Annotated in this window: 19 protein-coding genes; 16 read left to right on the forward strand and 3 right to left on the reverse strand. The window is 65.5% G+C overall.

Features of this window, described 5'->3' with window-relative positions; genetic code table 11:
* Positions 1–7: 7 nt before the first annotated feature.
* Positions 8–295 carry a hypothetical protein gene (locus Q8R73_RS10600; protein WP_305719499.1) on the reverse strand — a complete coding sequence of 96 codons (288 nt, stop codon included), beginning with the start codon at positions 293–295 and terminating at the stop codon, positions 8–10.
* 163 nt (positions 296–458) lie between these two features.
* Between Q8R73_RS10600 and Q8R73_RS10605 the strand changes: the two genes are divergently transcribed.
* From Q8R73_RS10605 to Q8R73_RS10620, 4 genes are all read left to right on the forward strand, one after another.
* Positions 459–929, forward strand: a complete 471-nt coding sequence (locus Q8R73_RS10605) for a hypothetical protein (RefSeq protein ID WP_305719500.1) — start codon at positions 459–461, stop codon at positions 927–929.
* 337 nt (positions 930–1,266) lie between these two features.
* Positions 1,267–1,926, forward strand: a complete 660-nt coding sequence (locus Q8R73_RS10610; protein WP_305719501.1) for a ribonuclease T2 — start codon at positions 1,267–1,269, stop codon at positions 1,924–1,926.
* A gap of 87 nt (positions 1,927–2,013) precedes the next feature.
* On the forward strand, positions 2,014–2,874 hold the full coding sequence (locus Q8R73_RS10615; protein ID WP_305719502.1) for a 23S rRNA (adenine(2030)-N(6))-methyltransferase RlmJ: 861 nt from the start codon (positions 2,014–2,016) through the stop codon (positions 2,872–2,874).
* Positions 2,875–3,149: 275 nt separating this feature from the next.
* On the forward strand, positions 3,150–3,365 hold the full coding sequence (locus Q8R73_RS10620) for a cold-shock protein (RefSeq protein ID WP_108522052.1): 216 nt from the start codon (positions 3,150–3,152) through the stop codon (positions 3,363–3,365).
* 290 nt (positions 3,366–3,655) lie between these two features.
* Here Q8R73_RS10620 and Q8R73_RS10625 read toward each other — a convergent pair whose 3' ends face one another.
* Positions 3,656–4,306 carry an outer membrane protein gene (locus Q8R73_RS10625; protein WP_305719503.1) on the reverse strand — a complete coding sequence of 217 codons (651 nt, stop codon included), beginning with the start codon at positions 4,304–4,306 and terminating at the stop codon, positions 3,656–3,658.
* 280 nt (positions 4,307–4,586) lie between these two features.
* On the opposite strand from Q8R73_RS10625, the gene uvrC reads away from it, so the two are divergent.
* The 10 genes from uvrC (at position 4,587) to Q8R73_RS10675 (ending at position 14,855) form a co-directional block, all read left to right on the forward strand.
* Positions 4,587–6,674 carry an excinuclease ABC subunit UvrC gene (gene uvrC, locus Q8R73_RS10630; protein WP_305719504.1) on the forward strand — a complete coding sequence of 696 codons (2,088 nt, stop codon included), beginning with the start codon at positions 4,587–4,589 and terminating at the stop codon, positions 6,672–6,674.
* Between the two features lie 84 nt (positions 6,675–6,758).
* Positions 6,759–7,376 (forward strand): CDP-diacylglycerol--glycerol-3-phosphate 3-phosphatidyltransferase, encoded by a 618-nt coding sequence (gene pgsA / locus Q8R73_RS10635; RefSeq protein ID WP_305719505.1) that lies wholly within the window; start codon positions 6,759–6,761, stop codon positions 7,374–7,376.
* A complete protein-coding gene (moaD, locus tag Q8R73_RS10640; protein ID WP_305719506.1) occupies positions 7,373–7,624 on the forward strand; it encodes a molybdopterin converting factor subunit 1 in 252 nt (83 codons plus the stop codon). The genes pgsA and moaD overlap by 4 nt, the downstream gene beginning before the upstream one ends.
* Positions 7,625–7,631: 7 nt before the next feature.
* Positions 7,632–8,099 (forward strand): molybdenum cofactor biosynthesis protein MoaE, encoded by a 468-nt coding sequence (locus Q8R73_RS10645; RefSeq protein WP_305719507.1) that lies wholly within the window; start codon positions 7,632–7,634, stop codon positions 8,097–8,099.
* The gene (gene prmB / locus Q8R73_RS10650; RefSeq protein ID WP_305719508.1) at positions 8,099–9,061 is read left to right on the forward strand and encodes a 50S ribosomal protein L3 N(5)-glutamine methyltransferase; all 963 of its coding nucleotides are present in this window, start codon (positions 8,099–8,101) and stop codon (positions 9,059–9,061) included. The genes Q8R73_RS10645 and prmB overlap by 1 nt, the downstream gene beginning before the upstream one ends.
* A gap of 138 nt (positions 9,062–9,199) precedes the next feature.
* Positions 9,200–10,546 carry an aspartate aminotransferase family protein gene (locus Q8R73_RS10655; protein WP_305719509.1) on the forward strand — a complete coding sequence of 449 codons (1,347 nt, stop codon included), beginning with the start codon at positions 9,200–9,202 and terminating at the stop codon, positions 10,544–10,546.
* Positions 10,547–10,690: 144 nt separating this feature from the next.
* Entirely contained in the window at positions 10,691–11,281 is a 591-nt protein-coding gene (locus tag Q8R73_RS10660; RefSeq protein WP_305719510.1) for a phage holin family protein, read from the forward strand.
* Positions 11,281–12,393, forward strand: coding sequence for a YihY/virulence factor BrkB family protein (locus tag Q8R73_RS10665; RefSeq protein WP_305719511.1), 1,113 nt, complete (start codon positions 11,281–11,283; stop codon positions 12,391–12,393). The genes Q8R73_RS10660 and Q8R73_RS10665 overlap by 1 nt, the downstream gene beginning before the upstream one ends.
* A gap of 125 nt (positions 12,394–12,518) precedes the next feature.
* Positions 12,519–13,991, forward strand: a complete 1,473-nt coding sequence (locus Q8R73_RS10670; protein ID WP_305719512.1) for an EAL domain-containing protein — start codon at positions 12,519–12,521, stop codon at positions 13,989–13,991.
* Between the two features lie 9 nt (positions 13,992–14,000).
* A complete protein-coding gene (locus tag Q8R73_RS10675; protein WP_305719513.1) occupies positions 14,001–14,855 on the forward strand; it encodes a TIGR01459 family HAD-type hydrolase in 855 nt (284 codons plus the stop codon).
* 157 nt (positions 14,856–15,012) lie between these two features.
* Here Q8R73_RS10675 and Q8R73_RS10680 read toward each other — a convergent pair whose 3' ends face one another.
* Complete coding sequence (locus Q8R73_RS10680; protein WP_305712379.1) at positions 15,013–15,408, reverse strand: response regulator; 396 nt, start codon at positions 15,406–15,408, stop codon at positions 15,013–15,015.
* A 229-nt stretch (positions 15,409–15,637) separates the two neighbouring features.
* On the opposite strand from Q8R73_RS10680, the gene Q8R73_RS10685 reads away from it, so the two are divergent.
* Both Q8R73_RS10685 and Q8R73_RS10690 read left to right on the forward strand, forming a co-directional pair.
* Positions 15,638–16,609, forward strand: a complete 972-nt coding sequence (locus Q8R73_RS10685; protein ID WP_305719514.1) for a bifunctional riboflavin kinase/FAD synthetase — start codon at positions 15,638–15,640, stop codon at positions 16,607–16,609.
* Positions 16,606–17,027 (forward strand): sugar O-acetyltransferase (locus tag Q8R73_RS10690; RefSeq protein ID WP_305719515.1); only part of this gene is annotated, 422 nt, incomplete at its 3' end. The genes Q8R73_RS10685 and Q8R73_RS10690, both read left to right, overlap by 4 nt.

The raw sequence follows: 17,027 nt of genomic DNA on the forward strand, positions 1-17,027 counted from the left end.
GTCCGATTCAGTAACGGGCGCGCAGCGCCCCATCCAGCCGGTAATACGGCACCCAGCGGCAGGCGAACGAGATGTAGCCGCCCTCGCCGGGTTGAACGCTGAGGAATTTCACCACCTTGCCGTAACCCGCGCAGTGGTCGATCGCCATCGCGCGGACATCGGCCTGCGACGCCAGCCCATAGGCGATGATGCCGCCGGTGTCGTTGCCCTTGAACGGCGGCACCCATTGGGCCTGCACCGGCGCGCTCGCCAGCATCCCCATCGCAACCAGGCTCGCAGCCCCCATCATTCGCATCGCAGACTCCATTGGCTGGCCGCACCTTACGGCGCATCGGTCGCCGTGAAAAGAACGGCTGACGGCCGACCGCCGGGTTGTCGGCAAGTGTTGCCGCGTTGCACTTGACCTCGCGAGGGCTTCGCGGCACCGTCCCCTGCGTTGGAACACCGGCGGATTTCCCATGCGCGACTTCTTCAGATCCCTGATGCGACCCGTTGGTGGCGCAGCACTCGGCGTTTTTCTGGGACTGATGGCGTTCGGACAGGCCGCGCAAGCCGCCAATCCGCTGGAGCTGAATTTCTGGCTGTCCGGCCCGCGCTATGACGGCCGGGTCAAGGATTGCGAGGCTGCGCTGGGCACCATCACCCACCAGTTCTGGGAGAAGGAAAGCGCCCACTGGAATTCCTCGCTCAAGATCACCGCCTATGGCCAGATCCGCGAGACCGCGTTCCGGCCCTGGCAGTCCGACAACATTCCACGCCGCTATTGCAGCGCCGACGTCATGCTGAGCGACGGCAAACTGCGTCAGGTGCACTATTCGCTGATCGAGGACGGCGGCTTTGCCGGCTTTGGCCAGGGCGTCGAATGGTGCGTGACCGGGCTCGATCGCAACTGGGCCTATAATCCCGGCTGCAAGGCCGCCAGGCCCTGATCTGCCCGTTTTTTTGGCAACAGTCCAAATCCGGCCTCCCCTGAACCGAGACGAGATTTGATCGTGAAAGCATCGTTTTCGTCCCGTTCCGGACGGGGCGGCACTCATGCGGCGCCGGGTCTATCTGTGCATGGGGTTGTTTTCGTGATTTTTGTCCCCGACCCCGCCGAGGGATGCCAAGCCAGGCCCGAACGACGCACTCGCGGCTTTGTCGCCGCCTCGCCACTTTTGTTCTTTAAATGTTCCTTTTTTCTGCTACATTCCCGGGCGGTCCGAGTATAGGGGCTTTGTGATGTCGTTTTTTTCCCGGAGCTGGATTTCGCGGGTTGTGATCTCCATGGCTCTGCTTGCTGCGGCCGCCCTGACAGGGCTGGCCGGGACCGCAGCGGCGCAGGATCGCCGGCAGAATGCGCCGGGCGAGTTCGATTTTTACGTGCTGGCGCTGTCGTGGTCGCCTTCCTACTGCGAGGAGGCGGCGGAGCGCGGCAACACCGGACGTTCGCAGCAGATCCAGTGCGGGCGGCCGTATTCCTTCGTGGTCCACGGCCTGTGGCCGCAATATGAGCGCGGCTTTCCCAATTATTGCCAGCGGCCGTCGCCGCGGCTCGATCGCAACATCATGAGGTCGATGCTGGACCTGATGCCGGCGCCCGGGCTGATCTATGCCGAATGGGACAAGCACGGCACCTGCTCCGGGCTCGGCGCCCGGGCCTATTTCGAGACCACCCGAAAGGCGCGGGCGGCCGTGAAGATTCCGCCGGAATATCTCGAAATGTCATCGGAGAAGATCCTCGCGCCGGCCGAGATCGAGGAGGCCTTCATCAAGGTCAATCCGGGCCTGAGCGCCTCGGCGATCGCGGTGGTCTGTGGCAGGAGACGGCTCAGCGAAGTGCGCATCTGCATGAGCAAGGACCTCCAGTTCCGCGCCTGCGAGGAGACCGATCGCCGCGCCTGCCGCCGCGACGAGGTGGTGATGCCGCCGATGCGGGGGACGTGAGGGATCCGTCATTCCGGGGCGATGCAAAGCATCGAACCCGGAATGACCTTGGTTACTTTCATCGCCTGATGTCGTAACCCCTCTTCCATGAACTACCGTCACGACTTTCACGCCGGCGGCTTCGCCGACGTCATCAAGCACATCGTGCTGGTGCGGATGCTCGCCTATCTGCACGAGAAGCCGGCGGCGTTTCGCGTCATCGACACCCATGCCGGCGCCGGGGTCTACGACCTGACCTCGGAGGAAGCGCGCCGCGGCGGTGAAGCGCTGACCGGCATCGCCCGCATCATGCAGGCGCGGTTCTCGGAAAAGGCCGAGCCGCTGCTCAGGCCCTATCTCGACATCGTCAGGGCCTTCAATCCGCAACGCGACCTCATGGCCTATCCGGGATCGCCGCTGATCGCCCGCGCGATGCTGCGGCCGCAGGATCGCCTGACCGCCTGCGAGGTCGAGCCGAAGGCCCGCAAGCGCCTGATCGAGGCGCTGCGGCGCGACACCCAGGCCCGGGTGGTCGATCTCGACGGCTGGACCGCGCTGCCGGCCTTCGTGCCGCCGAACGAGCGGCGCGGCCTGGTCCTGATCGATCCGTCGTTCGAGCAGAAGGACGAGTTCGAACGGCTGGCTGCGGGCTTTACCGAGGCCTTCGCGAAATGGCCGACCGGCAGCTATCTGCTGTGGTACCCGGTGAAGAGCCGGCGCGCCACCGACGGCCTTGCGCGGCATGTCGCCGAGGCGGCCGGCGCCGCCAAGCCGGCGGGGAAATGCCTGCGGCTGGAATTCAGCGTCGCCCCGCAGGCGGCATCTCCCGGCCTGGTCTCGTCGGGACTCCTGATCGTCAACCCGCCATGGACGCTGATGGGCGAGTTGAAGACGATCCTGCCCGAACTGGAAAAGCCGCTCGGCCAGGGCGGCGCCGGCCGCTTCAGGCTCGAAGTCCCCAAACCCTGACGCCGCAACCTGCGCAATTTGCCGCGCCGCACAGCACGATTTCAACGGTAGGCAATTTGCCGGGAACCGTATTATGCTCGGTCCATTGGACTGGCTTCACGTTCCGCTTCCGCGAATGGTAGCGGCGGAGTGACAAGGCCTCAAATAATTTCAAGACGGATCGGCGGTGCAGCCTAATCCGCCCAGATGGCCCTGCGCTCCGGCAGCGAATGTCCGGTCGGCCGATACGCGCGCCAGCGCGTAACGGCGGTGCAGTACGGGGGAGGAGTTTCCCGATGGCCATGACTGGGATCGTCAAGTTCTTCAACGGAGAACGGGGCTACGGTTTCATCAAGCCCGATGACGGCGGTCGCGATGTGTTCGTTCACATCACCGCGGTAGAGCGGGCCGGGTTGAAGGATCTGACCGAAGGACAACGCATCACCTTCGAGGTCGAACCGGACAAGAAGGGCAAGGGCCCCAAGGCGGTCAATCTTGTGATTTCGTCGTAGCTTCCACCGGGCGCGGCTCCGCTTCACCTCCCACGGCACACCCATCTCCCTCATGGTGAGGAGCGCGACCGGAAGCGCCCTCGCGCTGCCGGTCGCGCGTCTCGAACCATCTGGCACCTTGCCCGCGGCCATCCTTCGAGACGCCGCGCGAAGCGCGCGCGGCTCCTCAGGATGAGGTCGGAATTTGTGAGTCGCATCGCCAGCGGTTCGCGCAAATGCACAAAAAAATCCCGGCCGCGGGAAGCGGCCGGGAGGTTGCAACAGATCTTTTCTTGTTCGAAAGTTTCTTGTCAGAAGCGATAGTTCACGCCGGCGCGCAACAATCCGAACCGGTAGCCGTTCGACGTTCCGGTGATGGTGAAGTTGGAATTGGCGAGATCGACATAGAGATATTCGATCTTGGCGCTGAGGTTCTGGGTGAGGCCGAATTCGGTGCCGGCGCCCACGGTCCAGCCCGCCCTGGTATGGCTTTCCGACAGCCCGAAGGTCTCGCCGCGCAGTTCGCCGAACGCCAGACCGCCGGTGCCGAAGAACATGATGTTGTTGAAGGCATAGCCGACCCGGCCGCGCACGGTGCCGAACCACGGGTTGGAGAATTTCCACGGCGCGAACGTATCGCTGGCGCCGGTCGCCTGGATGTCGCCCTCGGCGCCGAACACCCACGGTCCGGTCTGCCAGTTGTACCCGGCCGTCAAGCCGCCCGCGAAGCCCGACGGCTCGGTCGGATTGTTGTGGACGGATCCCCAGGCGTAGCCGAGATTGGCGCCGAGATAGGGGCCGGCCCAGCTATAGGCATTGAGCGGCTGGTTGACGGTATAGGGCGCGCGCGCGCCGTAATTGTTCATGTCGGCGGCCTGTGCCGACTGGGGCGAGCCCAGCGTGCAGCCCAGAACACAGCCAAGGCCGGCCAACGCCACCCTGCCCGATACAAGCTTTTTCATCGTACTCTCCCCACGCAACTATCGTCCCCCCCGGCTTCGCAAAGCGCCCTTGAGCCGGCGCGACGCGGGGCCGCATGGTTACGAAACTCACTCTTCTTCTGGTAAGATTTATCGAGAGTTTTAAGTTAAAGGGTTGTTAAGACCCGTTACCGCCCGCTCAGCATTCTTAAGGAAGTGTTACGGCGCCGGTCCGTCGCGGATGGCTTCGGTGGAAGCCGCGGCTGCGATCACCCGCCGCAACGCTGGCGATGCGCGGTCCCAGCGCCTAAGTATTCGGCCGATGGATCACGATTCTTCCGACACCCCCCAGGTTGCCGTTCCGCCGACGGAACGCAGCGGCGCCGGGCCGGCTTCCGCTGCGGCCGATCTGCCGCCGCAGGACCCGGCGCTGGAGCCTATCGACCCGGCGGCAGCAGGCGCCGAAGACGACGACGAGGGCCTGCCTGACGTTCCGGACGAGTCCGGCGAAGCGCTGCCGGAGGGCCGGCTGGCGTCCGGCCATGCCGCCATCGAGCACGCCGTGCGCCATGCCCCGACCTCTCCCGGCGTCTACCGCATGCTCAATGCCGGAAACGACGTGCTCTATGTCGGCAAGGCGAAAAACGTCAAAAAGCGGCTGTCCTCCTATGCAAGGGTCTCGGCGCCGCAGCCGGCGCGCATCCTGCGCATGATCGCAGCCACCGCGACCGTCGAGATCGTGTCGACCACGACCGAAACCGAGGCGCTGCTGCTGGAAGCCAACCTGATCAAGCAGCTGCGGCCGCGCTTCAACGTTCAGCTGCGCGACGACAAATCGTTTCCCTATATCCTGATCACGGGCGACCACTGGGCGCCGCAGATCCTGAAGCACCGCGGCGCGCAGTCGCGCCCCGGCAGGTATTTCGGCCCGTTCGCCTCGGCCGGCGCGGTCGGCCGCACCATCACGGCGCTGCAACGCGCCTTTCTGGTGCGCTCCTGTACCGACGCGTTCTTCGAGAGCCGCACCAGGCCGTGCCTGCTCTACCAGATCCGGCGCTGCTCCGGGCCGTGTACCGGCGAGATCGATTTCCCCGGCTATACCGAACTGGTGCACGAGGCGACGGATTTCCTGTCCGGTCGCAGCCGCGTCGTGAAACAGCAGCTCGCCGGCGAAATGGAAAAGGCTGCCGCCGAACTCGAATTCGAGACCGCGGCACTCTACCGCGACCGCCTCGCGGCCCTGTCCGCGATCCAGTCGCAGCAGGGCATCAATCCGCGCAGCGTGGAGGAAGCCGACGTCTTCGCCATCCATCAGGAGGGCGGCTACTCCTGCATCGAGGTGTTCTTTTTCCGCACCGGCCAGAACTGGGGCAACCGCGCCTATTTTCCCCGCGCCGAAAAGAGCTTCACCCCGGAAGAGGTGCTGGCCGCGTTCCTCGCCCAGTTCTACGACGACAAGCCGCCGCCGAAGCTCGTCCTGCTGTCGCACGCGATCGAGGAATGCGAACTGCTGGCCGATGCGCTGTCGATCAAGGCCGGTTTCAAGGTCGAGGTCTCGACGCCCCGGCGCGGCGAAAAGAAGGAGATGATCGCGCACGCGCTGACCAATGCGCGCGAGGCGCTGGGCCGCAAGCTGGCGGATACCGCGACCCAGGGCCGGTTGCTGCAGGGGATGGTCACCACGCTCGGGCTGCCGCATCCGCCGAAACGGATCGAGGTCTATGACAACAGCCATATCCAGGGCAGCAACGCGGTCGGCGCCATGGTCGTGGCGGGGCCGGATGGCTTCATCAAGAACCAGTACCGCAAGTTCAACATCAGGTCCGAAGGCCTGACGCCGGGCGACGATTACGCGATGATGCGCGAGGTGCTGCAACGCCGATTCAAGCGGCTGCTGGCACCGCCGGCGGAAGGCGACGCCGTCAAGGCCAGGGCCGACGACGATTCGTTTCCGCAATGGCCCGACCTCGTCATCATCGACGGCGGCCGCGGCCAGCTCAACGCCGTCCGGGAGATCTTCGCCGGGCTCGGCCTGACCCAGGTGACGCTGCTGGCGGTCGCCAAAGGTCCGGACCGCGACGCCGGCCGCGAAACCCTGTTCATGCCGGACAGAGAGGCGATCAAGCTGGAGCCGCGCGATCCCGTGCTGTATTTCATCCAGCGGCTGCGCGACGAGGCGCATCGCTTCGTGATCGGTTCGCACCGCAAGCTGCGCAAAAAGGACATTCGCGAGGCCGGACTGCAGGAAATTCCCGGCATCGGCCCGTCGCGGAAACGGGCCCTGCTGCATCATTTCGGAACCTTGAAGGAGATCGAGCGGGCCTCGATCGCCGATCTCGGCAAGGTTCCGGGGGTCAGCGCCGAGAGCGCCCGCAAGATTTTCGAGTTTTTCCACGCGCAGACAGGGTAATTTCGCGTCACATAGGGGTCGCCTGCATCGGATCAGCTGCGCCACACGGTTGACCTTCATGCCGGGGCGGTATTGGTAAGACGGATGAACATCGTCACGACAAAGGGTTCGGGCAGGAGCTCGATGTCCCTGCCGAATATCCTGACCTACGGCCGGATCGCCGCGATTCCGGTGGTGGTGGGCTGCGTCTTCCTGCAGTCCATCCTGTACTACCCGTTGTGGCTGCGCTGGGTGGCGCTGGCGGTCTTCATCGCCGCGGCCATCACCGATTATCTCGATGGCTATTATGCGCGAATCTGGGACCAGCAATCGGCGTTCGGCCGGATGCTGGATCCGATCGCGGACAAGCTGCTGGTAGCATCCTGCCTCCTGATGCTGGCGGCCGACAGCAGCATCCATGGCTGGACGCTATGGCCGGCCATCGTGATCCTGTGCCGCGAAATCCTGGTCTCGGGCCTGCGCGAATATCTCGCCGCCCTTCGGGTCAGCGTGCCCGTCACCCGGCTCGCGAAATACAAAACCACCATCCAGCTGGTCGCGATCGGCTTTCTGATCGCGGGCGAAGCCGGCGAGGCGATTTTCCCGCCGACCACGCTGATCGGCATCGTCCTGCTCTGGATATCGGCGATTTTCACGATCTACACCGGCTGGGACTATTTTCGCGCCGGTATTCATCATCTCATCAAGGAGGATGAGGGTTGAAGGTCAAATATTTCGCCTGGGTACGCGAGCGGATCGGCAAATCCGAGGAAACGGTCGAGCCGCCGGCCAGCGTGCGCACCGTGGACGACCTGATCGCCTGGCTGGCCGGACAGGGCGAGACCTATGCCCATGCCTTCGAGACGCCGCGGGTGATTCGCGTCGCGATCGACCACGCCCACGTCCAACCCGATGCTGCCATCGCCGGTGCCCGCGAGATTGCCTTCTTCCCGCCGATGACCGGCGGCTGAGCCTGTCATGGCCGCCACTGTGACCATCCGCATCCAGGAGGCCGATTTCGACATCGGCCGCGAGATCGCAGCGCTCACCGACGGGCGTACCGATATCGGCGCCGTCGTGACATTTTCAGGGATCTGCCGGGGCAGCGAAGGCGGCGAGGCGATCGCGGCGCTGACGCTGGAGCACTATCCTGGAATGGCGGAGGCCGAAATCGCGCGCCATGCCGAGACCGCGATGTCGCGCTGGCCGCTGACGGGGCTGACCGTGATCCATCGCGTCGGCCGCATCGAGGCTGGCGAGAATATCGTACTGGTGCTGACCGCCTCCGCGCACCGGCAGGCCGCGTTCCAGGCGGCGGAGTTCCTGATGGATTATCTGAAGGCCAATGCGCCGTTCTGGAAGCGCGAGGAAAAGCCTGGCGGAACCAGCTGGGTCGACACCCACAGCCGCGACGACGACGCCGCCGCGCGCTGGACCAGATCCTGATGGCGAAGCGCGCAAAACCGACGGCCAAGCGGCCCGCCGCGACGAAAATGCCCAGGGTTGCATCCGGCGAACTCAGAACGCTGCTCGATTTTGTGCGTTATGCGACCAGCCGCTTCATCGAAGCCGGACTCGTGTTCGCGCATGGCACCACCGATCCGGTGGCCGAGGCCGCTTTCCTGGTGTGCGAAACGCTGCATCTGCATCCCGACCAGTTCGAGACGTTTGCGACGGCCCGGGTCACGGCAGCCGAGGCCAGGGCCATTCTCGACGTCATCGCGCGCCGCGTCACCTCGCGCAAACCCGCCGCCTATCTGGTCAACAAGATCTACATGCGCGGACTGCCATTCCATGTCGACGAGCGCACCATCGTGCCGCGCTCCTTCATCGGCGAATTGCTGGACTCCCATTTCGGCGGCGATGACGACGGAGCCGGCGGCTCGCTGATCGCAGACCCCGCAGACGTCGAGAGCGTGCTCGACCTCTGCACCGGTTCGGGCTGTCTCGCGATTCTCGCGAGCCGGAATTTCCCCAATGCCCGGATCGACGCGGTCGACCTCTCCAGAGACGCCCTCGCCGTCGCCGCCCGCAACATCGCCGATTACGGCCTCGAGGACCGGGTGACGCTGCACCGGGGCGACCTGTTCAAGCCGCTAGGCGGCGGGCGCTACGACCTGATCATCTCCAATCCGCCCTATGTCGACGCGCAAGGGATGGCCGACCTGCCCCGCGAATGCCGCGCCGAGCCGAAACTCGCGTTCGACGGCGGTGTCGACGGGCTCGATATCGTCAGGCGCATCCTCGACGAGGCCAAGCGGCATCTGACGCCACAGGGCGGTTTGCTGTGCGAAATCGGCCGTTGCCGGCCGGCATTGGAGGCCGCCTACCCGCAATTGCCGCTGCTCTGGCTCGATACCGAGGATTCCCGCGGCGAAGTGTTCTGGATCGCAGCCGCCGATCTGTGAGCGGCCAGGTGCCGCGCAGGCCGGCCTCAATCCGCCCGATTGAGCGGAAATATTGCGCACGCGGCGTTCCCGCCGGGCGGCGAAGCTGATAGCTTGCGCGGGCAGCCGCCGATGCCCCAAAACCTTGAAGAGGCCCCCATGCTGGACAAGAGCCCACTCCCCGCCACCGTCAACGTGCCGAATGATCTCGCCGCGCACTGGATGCCGTTCACCGCCAACCGCGCTTTCAAGAAGAATCCGCGGCTGCTCGCCGGCGCCAAGGACATGCATTATTTCACCGTCGATGGCCGCAAGATCATCGACGCCGCCGCCGGCATGTGGTGCTGCAATGCCGGCCACGGCCGCTCCCAGATCGCCGAGGCGATCGGCAAGCAGGCCGCCGCGCTGGACTATGCGCCGCCGTTCCAGTTCGGCATTCCACAGGCCTTCGAACTGGCGAGCCGCATCGCCGACCTGGCGCCTGATGGCCTCGACCACGTCTTCTTCTGCAATTCCGGATCCGAGGCCGCCGATACCGCGCTGAAGATTGCGCTGGCCTATCATCAGATCAGCGGTCAGGGCGGTCGTACCCGGTTGATCGGCCGCGAGCGCGGCTATCACGGCGTCGGCTTCGGCGGCACGTCCGTCGGCGGCATCGTCGGCAACCGCAAGATCTACGGCTCGCTGCTGACCGGCGTCGATCATATTTCCCACACCTATGACCGCGAGAAGCAGGCCTTCACCAAGGGCGAGCCGGAATATGGCGCGCATTTCGCCGACGACGTGGAGCGGCTGGTCAATCTGCACGGCGCCAACACCATCGCCGCCGTGATCGTCGAGCCGATGGCGGGATCGACCGGCGTGCTGCCGGCGCCGAAGGGTTATCTGAAGCGGCTGCGCGAGATCACCCAGAAGCACGGCATCCTCCTGATCTTCGACGAAGTCATCACCGGCTACGGCCGGCTCGGCTTTGCCTTTGCCGCCGAGCGTTACGGCGTATTGCCGGACATGCTGACCTTCGCCAAAGGCATCACCAATGGCGCGGCCCCGATGGGCGGCGTGCTGGTGCGCGACACCATCCACGACGCCTTCATGAACGGCCCGGAGCATGTCGTCGAACTGACCCACGGCTATACCTATTCGGCGCACCCGATCGCCTGCGCCGCGGCGCTGGCCACGCTCGACATCTACCGTGACGAAAAGCTGTTCGAGCGCGCCAGGATTCTCGAGCCGAAATTCGCCGACGCCGTGATGTCGCTGCGCAACGAGCCCAATGTGGTGGATATCCGCACCGTCGGCCTGACCGCGGGCATCGACCTCGCCCCGCGCCCGGACCTGCCGGGCAAGCGCGGCTTCGAAGGGCTCAACAGCGCCTTCCACGACAACGACCTGATGCTGCGGGTCGCCGGCGATACCCTGGCGCTGACCCCGCCCTTGATCGTCACCGAAGACCAGATCGGCGAAATCGTCGAAAAGGTAGCCAAGGTGATCCGCGCGGTGGCGTAGGGTCGTCACAAGTCCCGGACGCGGCGCAGCGTTTCACGCCGCATCGCGCCCGGGCCACTTAGCAGGCCCGCGGAACCTTCAAAACCTCTCCACGTTCACCCCCCGCAGCGATGATCGGCGTCGCTGCGGTGGAGGAATGTCGACATGCTCGCGCTTTCGAGCGGATTGCTGCGCACCGGACTGGCGCTGAAACTGAACCAGATCAAACGGGCGACGCGGTCCTATATGCGCGACCGCGCCGATCAGGCCACGGGCACCGCCACATCCTATGCGGTCGCCGGCGGGATGTTTGCCGCCGCGGGCATTTTCGGGATCGCGGCGCTTCTGGTCGGGGCCGCCGCGCTGTTTCGCTGGATCGAGATCAATTACGGCCTGTTCCAGGCGTTCGGCGCCACCGGCGGCCTGCTGGTGACGGTCGCTGCGATCTGTGCCGCTATGGCCGCCAGCCGGTTGAAGCGACCGGCACGGCAATTTCCGTCATTGGCGAGCCGTCTTCGTGTCGCCATCAACGCCAATCCGGTCAAGCCGGCCCGGGTCGAGGCCGCCACCAATACCGCGACGGCGATCCTGCGCGAGCCTGCTACGCCTGTGAGCGGTGCGTGCCGCGCGCGGCGGGCATCCCGTCCCGGGCCCGCCGTGGACAGCAGGAAAGTGCAGGCCGGCCTCCTGGTAGCGGCGACGTTGTTGGGCTGGGCGGCGGTCCGCCGGCAGCAGGCGCGAAGACCGGCGCCCTGATGTCCGGCCGGCGCAACGCTGCTGACAATCTGCTCCTGATTGCGGCCACGGCGATTTTCGTCCTGACCGCGCAGCGCTATCTTCAAACCATCGTCACGCCGCCGGATCGGGAACCCGAGACCGCGCCTCCCGTGCCCGAACTGGCGCAGCACGGACGCGGCCGGCTTTCCAGCCACCCCTTCCAGATTCCCTTCGCCGGCTGGAAGGATATCCTGTGGCGCACCTATCAGCAGATCAACGATGACCGCCTGCTCGCCACCGCTGCGGGCGTCGTGTTCTTCGGACTGCTCGCAGTGTTTCCCGCCATCACCGCGCTGGTGTCGTCCTACGGGCTGTTCGCGGACGCCTCCACGATCGGAGCCAATCTGCAGACGATGGCAATGATGCTGCCGCAGGGCTCGTTCCAGATCGTGCAGGACCAGATCGCGCGCGTGCTTGCCAAGGGCGACACCGCGCTCGGCGCGACCTTCCTGTTCGGCCTCGGGCTCGCGATCTGGAGCGCCAATGCCGGCGTCAAGGCGGTGATCGAGGCGTTGAACGTGGTCTATGGCGAGCGCGAGAAGCGCGGATTCATCCGGTTGAACCTGCTGTCGCTGGCGTTCACCACCGGCGCTATCATGGCGCTGATGCTGATGGTGAGCGCGGTGGTGGCGCTGCCGCTGGCGCTCGATCATCTCGGCCTCGCCCAGGAGAGCAAGGTCATTGTCAGCCTGGCGCGTTGGCCGCTGATGTTCGCGATCCTGCTCCTGGCGCTCGGCGTGCTCTACCGGTTCGGCCCGAGCAGGCGGGCGGCGCGGTGGGAATGGCTCAGCGTCGGTACCCTGGCGGCGGCGCTGCTGTGGATCGCCGGCTCCTCGCTGCTGTCATGGTACCTGTCGAACTTCGGAAACTACGACGCCACCTACGGCTCGCTCGGCGCCGCCATCGGCCTGATGATGTGGATGTGGATGTCCGCCGTCATCGTGCTGTGCGGCGCCGAACTGAACGCAGAAATCGAGCACCAGACGTCGCGGGATTCGACGGTCGGGCAGCCAAAGCCGCTCGGCGCCCGCGGCGCCGTGATGGCGGATACGGTGGGAGCGGCAGTTTCGGCCGGATCGGAAGAACACTAGCTCGTCGAATCAACATTGATGCTAAGCTTGCGGCGCCTGGACGGGCGCGAGATACGACGGATGGCCGTGGCTTTCGCGTTTTTCCGGGCGGAAGCAAGTCTGGACCTGAGGGCGTTGCGCACGGCATGATTCGCATTTCCACGATTTTCATCGCGATCTGCATGGTACTGGTCGCGGCCTCGCTCGGCCTGATCCTGTATTCGGTGCTGGGCATCAGCGGTTCGGAATCCGCGATCGTGGCGCTCACCGCGCTGACCTTCCTGATCCTCTACAACGCCGTGTCGATGCGGCTGCGCGACCGCACCGATGTCGGCGGCCAGATCGCCGATCTGTCGCGCGGCACCGCCGACCTCGCCCGCCAGGTCGCCGAATTCGGCCGCCGCCTCGCCGCCGTCGAGAGCCGGCTGACGTCGGCCAATTCAACCGGCGCCGACCGGATCCAGACCGTGATCGGCGAGATCAACGAACTCGGCGTCCTGGTCAAGCAGCTGGCGACCTCCGTCGCCAGCCACGACGACATGCTGGCCGCGGGCGCCGCCGCCGCGCCGCCCCAGCCCGAGCGACCGCAGCAGCGTGAAGCCCCGATCGAGCCTCCTGACGTTATAGAACAGACGGTCAGCGCCCCCTTGCCCGCGGCGTCAGCGCCCGCCGCGACACCGCCCGCCGCGGTCATTCCTGCTGTTGCCGAAGCAGCGTCGTCGCGCAGCCACACCCAGATCCTCGCCGCCGTAAAAGGTGCGGTCGAGGAAAACCGCATCGATATTTACCTGCAGCCGATGGTCACGCTGCCGCAGCGCAAGGTGCGCTTCTACGAGGCGGTGACACGGCTGCGCGACGACAAGGACGAGGTTCTTGCCGCCGATGATTTCATCGCGATCGCGGAAGCCGCCGGGCTGATCGGGCGGATCGATCACATGGTGATGCTGCGCTGCGTCCAGGTGCTGCGCCGGCTGATGGTGCGCAACAAGGACGTCGGAATTTTCTGCAACGTCGCCGCGGCGACACTCGGCAATCCCGCCACCTTCACGCAATGCCTCGATTTCCTCGAAGCCAACCGCGCGCTGGCGCCGTCCTTCGTGCTCGAATTCAAGCAGGCGACGTTTCGCAACCTCGGCCCGGTCGAGACCGAGCATCTGGCGGCGCTGGCGCAGCGCGGATACCGCTTCTCGATCGACCACGTCACCGACCTCAGGATCGAGCCGCGCGAACTGGCCGACCGCGGCGTCCGCTTCATCAAGGTGCCCGCCGCCCTGCTGCTCGACCAGCGATCGGGTTCCACCTCCGACATCCACCCCTCGGACCTTTCCGATCTGCTCGGCCGCTTCGGCATCGACCTGATCGCCGAGCGGATCGAAGGCGAACGCGCGGTGGTCGACCTGCTCGATTACGATGTGCGCTTCGGGCAGGGATTTCTGTTTGCGCCGCCCCGGCCGTTGCGGCCCGAGGGGGCATCTGCTACCGGCGGGACAACTGCGAACAAGGCCCAGGAACCCAATGGCTCCAGCTCTACGGCTCCCCCAACAACCCCGGCCATCGAGGCCCCGGCGCGGACGACCGGCAATGCCGCTCTGGCGCGGCGCGCTGCCGGGCCGGGCTGACCGTCTGCCATGACCGAACTGCGTTTTGCCGAGCGGCTAAGCGACCTTGTCGCCGGCGTGGAGGTCGTGCTCTCGGACATCTGGGGCGTGGTTCACAACGGCCTGGTGGCCTTCCCTGAAGCCTGCGAGGCGCTGCACAGTTTCCGCGCCCAGGGCGGCACGGTGATCCTCATCACCAACGCGCCGCGGCCGGCCGATTCGGTGCAGCGGCAATTGCGCAAGCTCGGCGTCGCCGACGAGACCTATGATGCCATTGTCAGTTCGGGCGACCTCACCCGGCATTTCGTCGCCGACCATCCGGGCAAGAAGATGTTCTGGCTCGGCCCCGAGCGCGACAATTCGATCTATCGCGGCCTCGACACCATGATCGCGCCGCTGGAAGCCGCCGATTACATCGTCTGCACCGGCCTGTTCGACGACGAAACCGAATCGGCGGAGGATTACCGCGGCATGATGCTGAAGGCGCGCGAGCGCCGGCTGCCGCTGATCTGCGCCAACCCCGACATCGTGGTCGAGCGCGGCGACCGCCTGATCTACTGCGCCGGCGCGATCGCCGAGCTCTATCGCGAACTCGGCGGCGAGGTGATCTTTTACGGCAAGCCGCACCGGCCGATCTACGAGCGTGCCATGGCACTCGCCGCCGAGCGGCAGAGCCATGCCATCGAGCTCAACCGGGTGCTGGCGATCGGCGATTCCGTGCGGACCGACCTCACCGGCGCGCATGCCTTCGGCATCGATTGCCTGTTCCTGACCCGCGGCATCCATTCCGAAGAGTTCGAGGGCATCGACCAACTCGACCCCGCGTCGGTGAAGGAGCTGTTCGGCCGCCCGCCGAAGGCGCTGATGCGGGAGTTGAGGTGGTAGGCGGAAACGCTTGTTTCACACTCCGTCGTCATGGCCGGGCTTGACCCGGCCATCCACGCCTTCAAGCTTGCGAGGTAACTAAGACGTGGATGCCCGGGTCAAGCCCGGGCATGACGAACTTTGACAACGGTGCGTGCGAAGCGAGGTTGGCGCCGCCTTACGCGTTCGCCATGTCAGGGAATACCGCTTCGATCTTGGTCTTCAGCGTGGCGGCATTGAACGGCTTGACGATGTAGTTGTTGACGCCGGCCTTCTTGGCGGCGATCACGTTTTCGGTCTTGGATTCCGCCGTGATCATGATGAACGGCGTGGTGGCGAGGTTGGGGTCGGCGCGGACTTCCCGGAGCAGGTCGTAGCCGGTCATCGGCTCCATGTTCCAGTCGGAGATCACCAGCCCGTACTTCTTGACGCGCATCTTGTTCAGCGCCGCCGAGCCGTCACTGGCGTCATCGATATTCTCGAAGCCGAGCTGCTTCAGGAGATTTCGGATGATCCGGATCATGGTGTTGTAGTCATCCACCACCAGAACCGACATCGACAAATCAACCGCCATCTTGACTCCCCCGCAACGCTACAAACCACCAACAAGCCTGCGCCAGGCCCAATAGCCCCGCAGTCCGCCCCAACCAGTAGCACCAGCCCTTAAACAGCCCGTTAACCGACCTTGGCGGGAAACAGGATCACGACACCCGTTCCGCGGCGGATCCGGCCCGGCTTGACTTCATCGGGGCCGCCGCGTCACGGTCCCGCGCCTGCTGACCCCGCCCAAAAGAATTCCCAAAATGAAGTCTGGCTTTACTGTGATCCGCGACGACACCCCCTCGGCCGCCATCCCCCGGGGGGCGGTAGTGGCGATGGGCAATTTCGATGGCGTCCATCTCGGCCACCGCGCGGTGATTGCCGCGGCCCTGCAAATGGGCCGCGCCCTCGACCGGCCGGCAATGGCCGTGACCTTCGAACCCCATCCCAAAAGCTTCTTCAGCCCGAATACCCCCCAGTTCCGGCTCACCGACGAGGCCGGCAAGCTGAGGCTGCTGGCCGGGACCGGGCTTTCCGGCGCCGTGGTGATGACCTTCGACAAGGGGCGCGCGGGAACCACGGCGCAGGATTTCATTCACCATGACCTGATCGGACGGCTGGGAATCAGCGGGATCGCGGTCGGCTACGACTTTCATTTCGGCAAGGGGCGCGTGGGCTCGCCGAGCCTGCTGGTCGGCGAGGCGCCCCGGCTCGGCATCGAGGTCGACGTCCAGGCCCATATCGATATCGACGAGCGGCCGGTTTCCTCCAGCGCGATCCGGATGGCGCTGGCGGAGGGTCAGATCGACGACGCCACCGCGATGCTCGGCGGCCCGTGGTTCGTGGCGGGCACGGTGATCCATGGCGAGAAACGCGGCCGCGATCTCGGCTATCCCACCGCCAACATCCGGCTCGACAGGAATTGCGGGCTCAAGCACGGCATCTATGCGGTGCGGGTCGGCCGCGGCGATGAGCGCCTCGATGGCGTCGCCAGTTTCGGCCGCCGCCCGACCTTCGACAACGGCGCGCCGCTGCTGGAAGTGTTCATGTTTGATTTCAAGGGCGACCTCTATGGCGCCTCGCTGGACGTCGCCTTCATCGCCTTCATCCGCGACGAAGTGAAGTTCGACGGCATCGAGGCGCTGGTACGCCAGATGGACGATGACAGCGCGAAGGCCCGCGCGGCGCTGGCGGCAGCGCCGGATGCGTTTCCGAAGCTCGGAGTGGTCGGATGAGCAAAACCGAAAAGCAAAAAATGCTGGCGGGGGAACTGTATCGTCCCGATGCCGAAATCGGCGCCGAGCAGGCGGTGACCAAGGAATGGCTGGTGCGCTACAACGCGGCGCTGGCAAAGCCGGTATCGGAGCGGCTTACCCTTTTGCGCGAACGTCTGCCTCATGTCGGCGACGGAACCGTGGTCCGTCCGCCGTTCTTTTGCGACTTCGGCTACAACATCCGCCTCGGCGACGGCGTCTTCATGAACTTCAACTGCGTCATCCTGGATGTCGTCGAAGTCAGTATCGGCGACCGCACCCAGATCGGGCCGGCGGTGCAGATCTATGCCGCCGATCATCCGCGGGACGCCGAAACGCGGCGCGAGGGCCTCGAATTCGGCCGCCCGGTGCGGATCGGCAGCGACGTCTGGATCGGCGG

This window comes from Bradyrhizobium sp., from assembly GCF_030697065.1.
GTDB lineage: Bacteria > Pseudomonadota > Alphaproteobacteria > Rhizobiales > Xanthobacteraceae > Bradyrhizobium.

Bases quoted from the DNA above. Each gene is read 5' to 3' on its own strand.
- Q8R73_RS10600 (WP_305719499.1), bottom strand. From the start codon at position 295: ATGCGAATGATGGGGGCTGCGAGCCTGGTTGCGATGGGGATGCTGGCG.
- Q8R73_RS10605 (WP_305719500.1), top strand. From the start codon at position 459: ATGCGCGACTTCTTCAGATCCCTGATGCGACCCGTTGGTGGCGCAGCA.
- Q8R73_RS10610 (WP_305719501.1), top strand. From the start codon at position 1,267: ATGGCTCTGCTTGCTGCGGCCGCCCTGACAGGGCTGGCCGGGACCGCA.
- Q8R73_RS10615 (WP_305719502.1), top strand. From the start codon at position 2,014: ATGAACTACCGTCACGACTTTCACGCCGGCGGCTTCGCCGACGTCATC.
- Q8R73_RS10620 (WP_108522052.1), top strand. From the start codon at position 3,150: ATGGCCATGACTGGGATCGTCAAGTTCTTCAACGGAGAACGGGGCTAC.
- Q8R73_RS10625 (WP_305719503.1), bottom strand. From the start codon at position 4,306: ATGAAAAAGCTTGTATCGGGCAGGGTGGCGTTGGCCGGCCTTGGCTGT.
- uvrC (WP_305719504.1), top strand. From the start codon at position 4,587: ATGGATCACGATTCTTCCGACACCCCCCAGGTTGCCGTTCCGCCGACG.
- pgsA (WP_305719505.1), top strand. From the start codon at position 6,759: ATGAACATCGTCACGACAAAGGGTTCGGGCAGGAGCTCGATGTCCCTG.
- Q8R73_RS10645 (WP_305719507.1), top strand. From the start codon at position 7,632: ATGGCCGCCACTGTGACCATCCGCATCCAGGAGGCCGATTTCGACATC.
- prmB (WP_305719508.1), top strand. From the start codon at position 8,099: ATGGCGAAGCGCGCAAAACCGACGGCCAAGCGGCCCGCCGCGACGAAA.
- Q8R73_RS10655 (WP_305719509.1), top strand. From the start codon at position 9,200: ATGCTGGACAAGAGCCCACTCCCCGCCACCGTCAACGTGCCGAATGAT.
- Q8R73_RS10660 (WP_305719510.1), top strand. From the start codon at position 10,691: ATGCTCGCGCTTTCGAGCGGATTGCTGCGCACCGGACTGGCGCTGAAA.
- Q8R73_RS10665 (WP_305719511.1), top strand. From the start codon at position 11,281: ATGTCCGGCCGGCGCAACGCTGCTGACAATCTGCTCCTGATTGCGGCC.
- Q8R73_RS10670 (WP_305719512.1), top strand. From the start codon at position 12,519: ATGATTCGCATTTCCACGATTTTCATCGCGATCTGCATGGTACTGGTC.
- Q8R73_RS10675 (WP_305719513.1), top strand. From the start codon at position 14,001: ATGACCGAACTGCGTTTTGCCGAGCGGCTAAGCGACCTTGTCGCCGGC.
- Q8R73_RS10680 (WP_305712379.1), bottom strand. From the start codon at position 15,408: ATGGCGGTTGATTTGTCGATGTCGGTTCTGGTGGTGGATGACTACAAC.
- Q8R73_RS10685 (WP_305719514.1), top strand. From the start codon at position 15,638: ATGAAGTCTGGCTTTACTGTGATCCGCGACGACACCCCCTCGGCCGCC.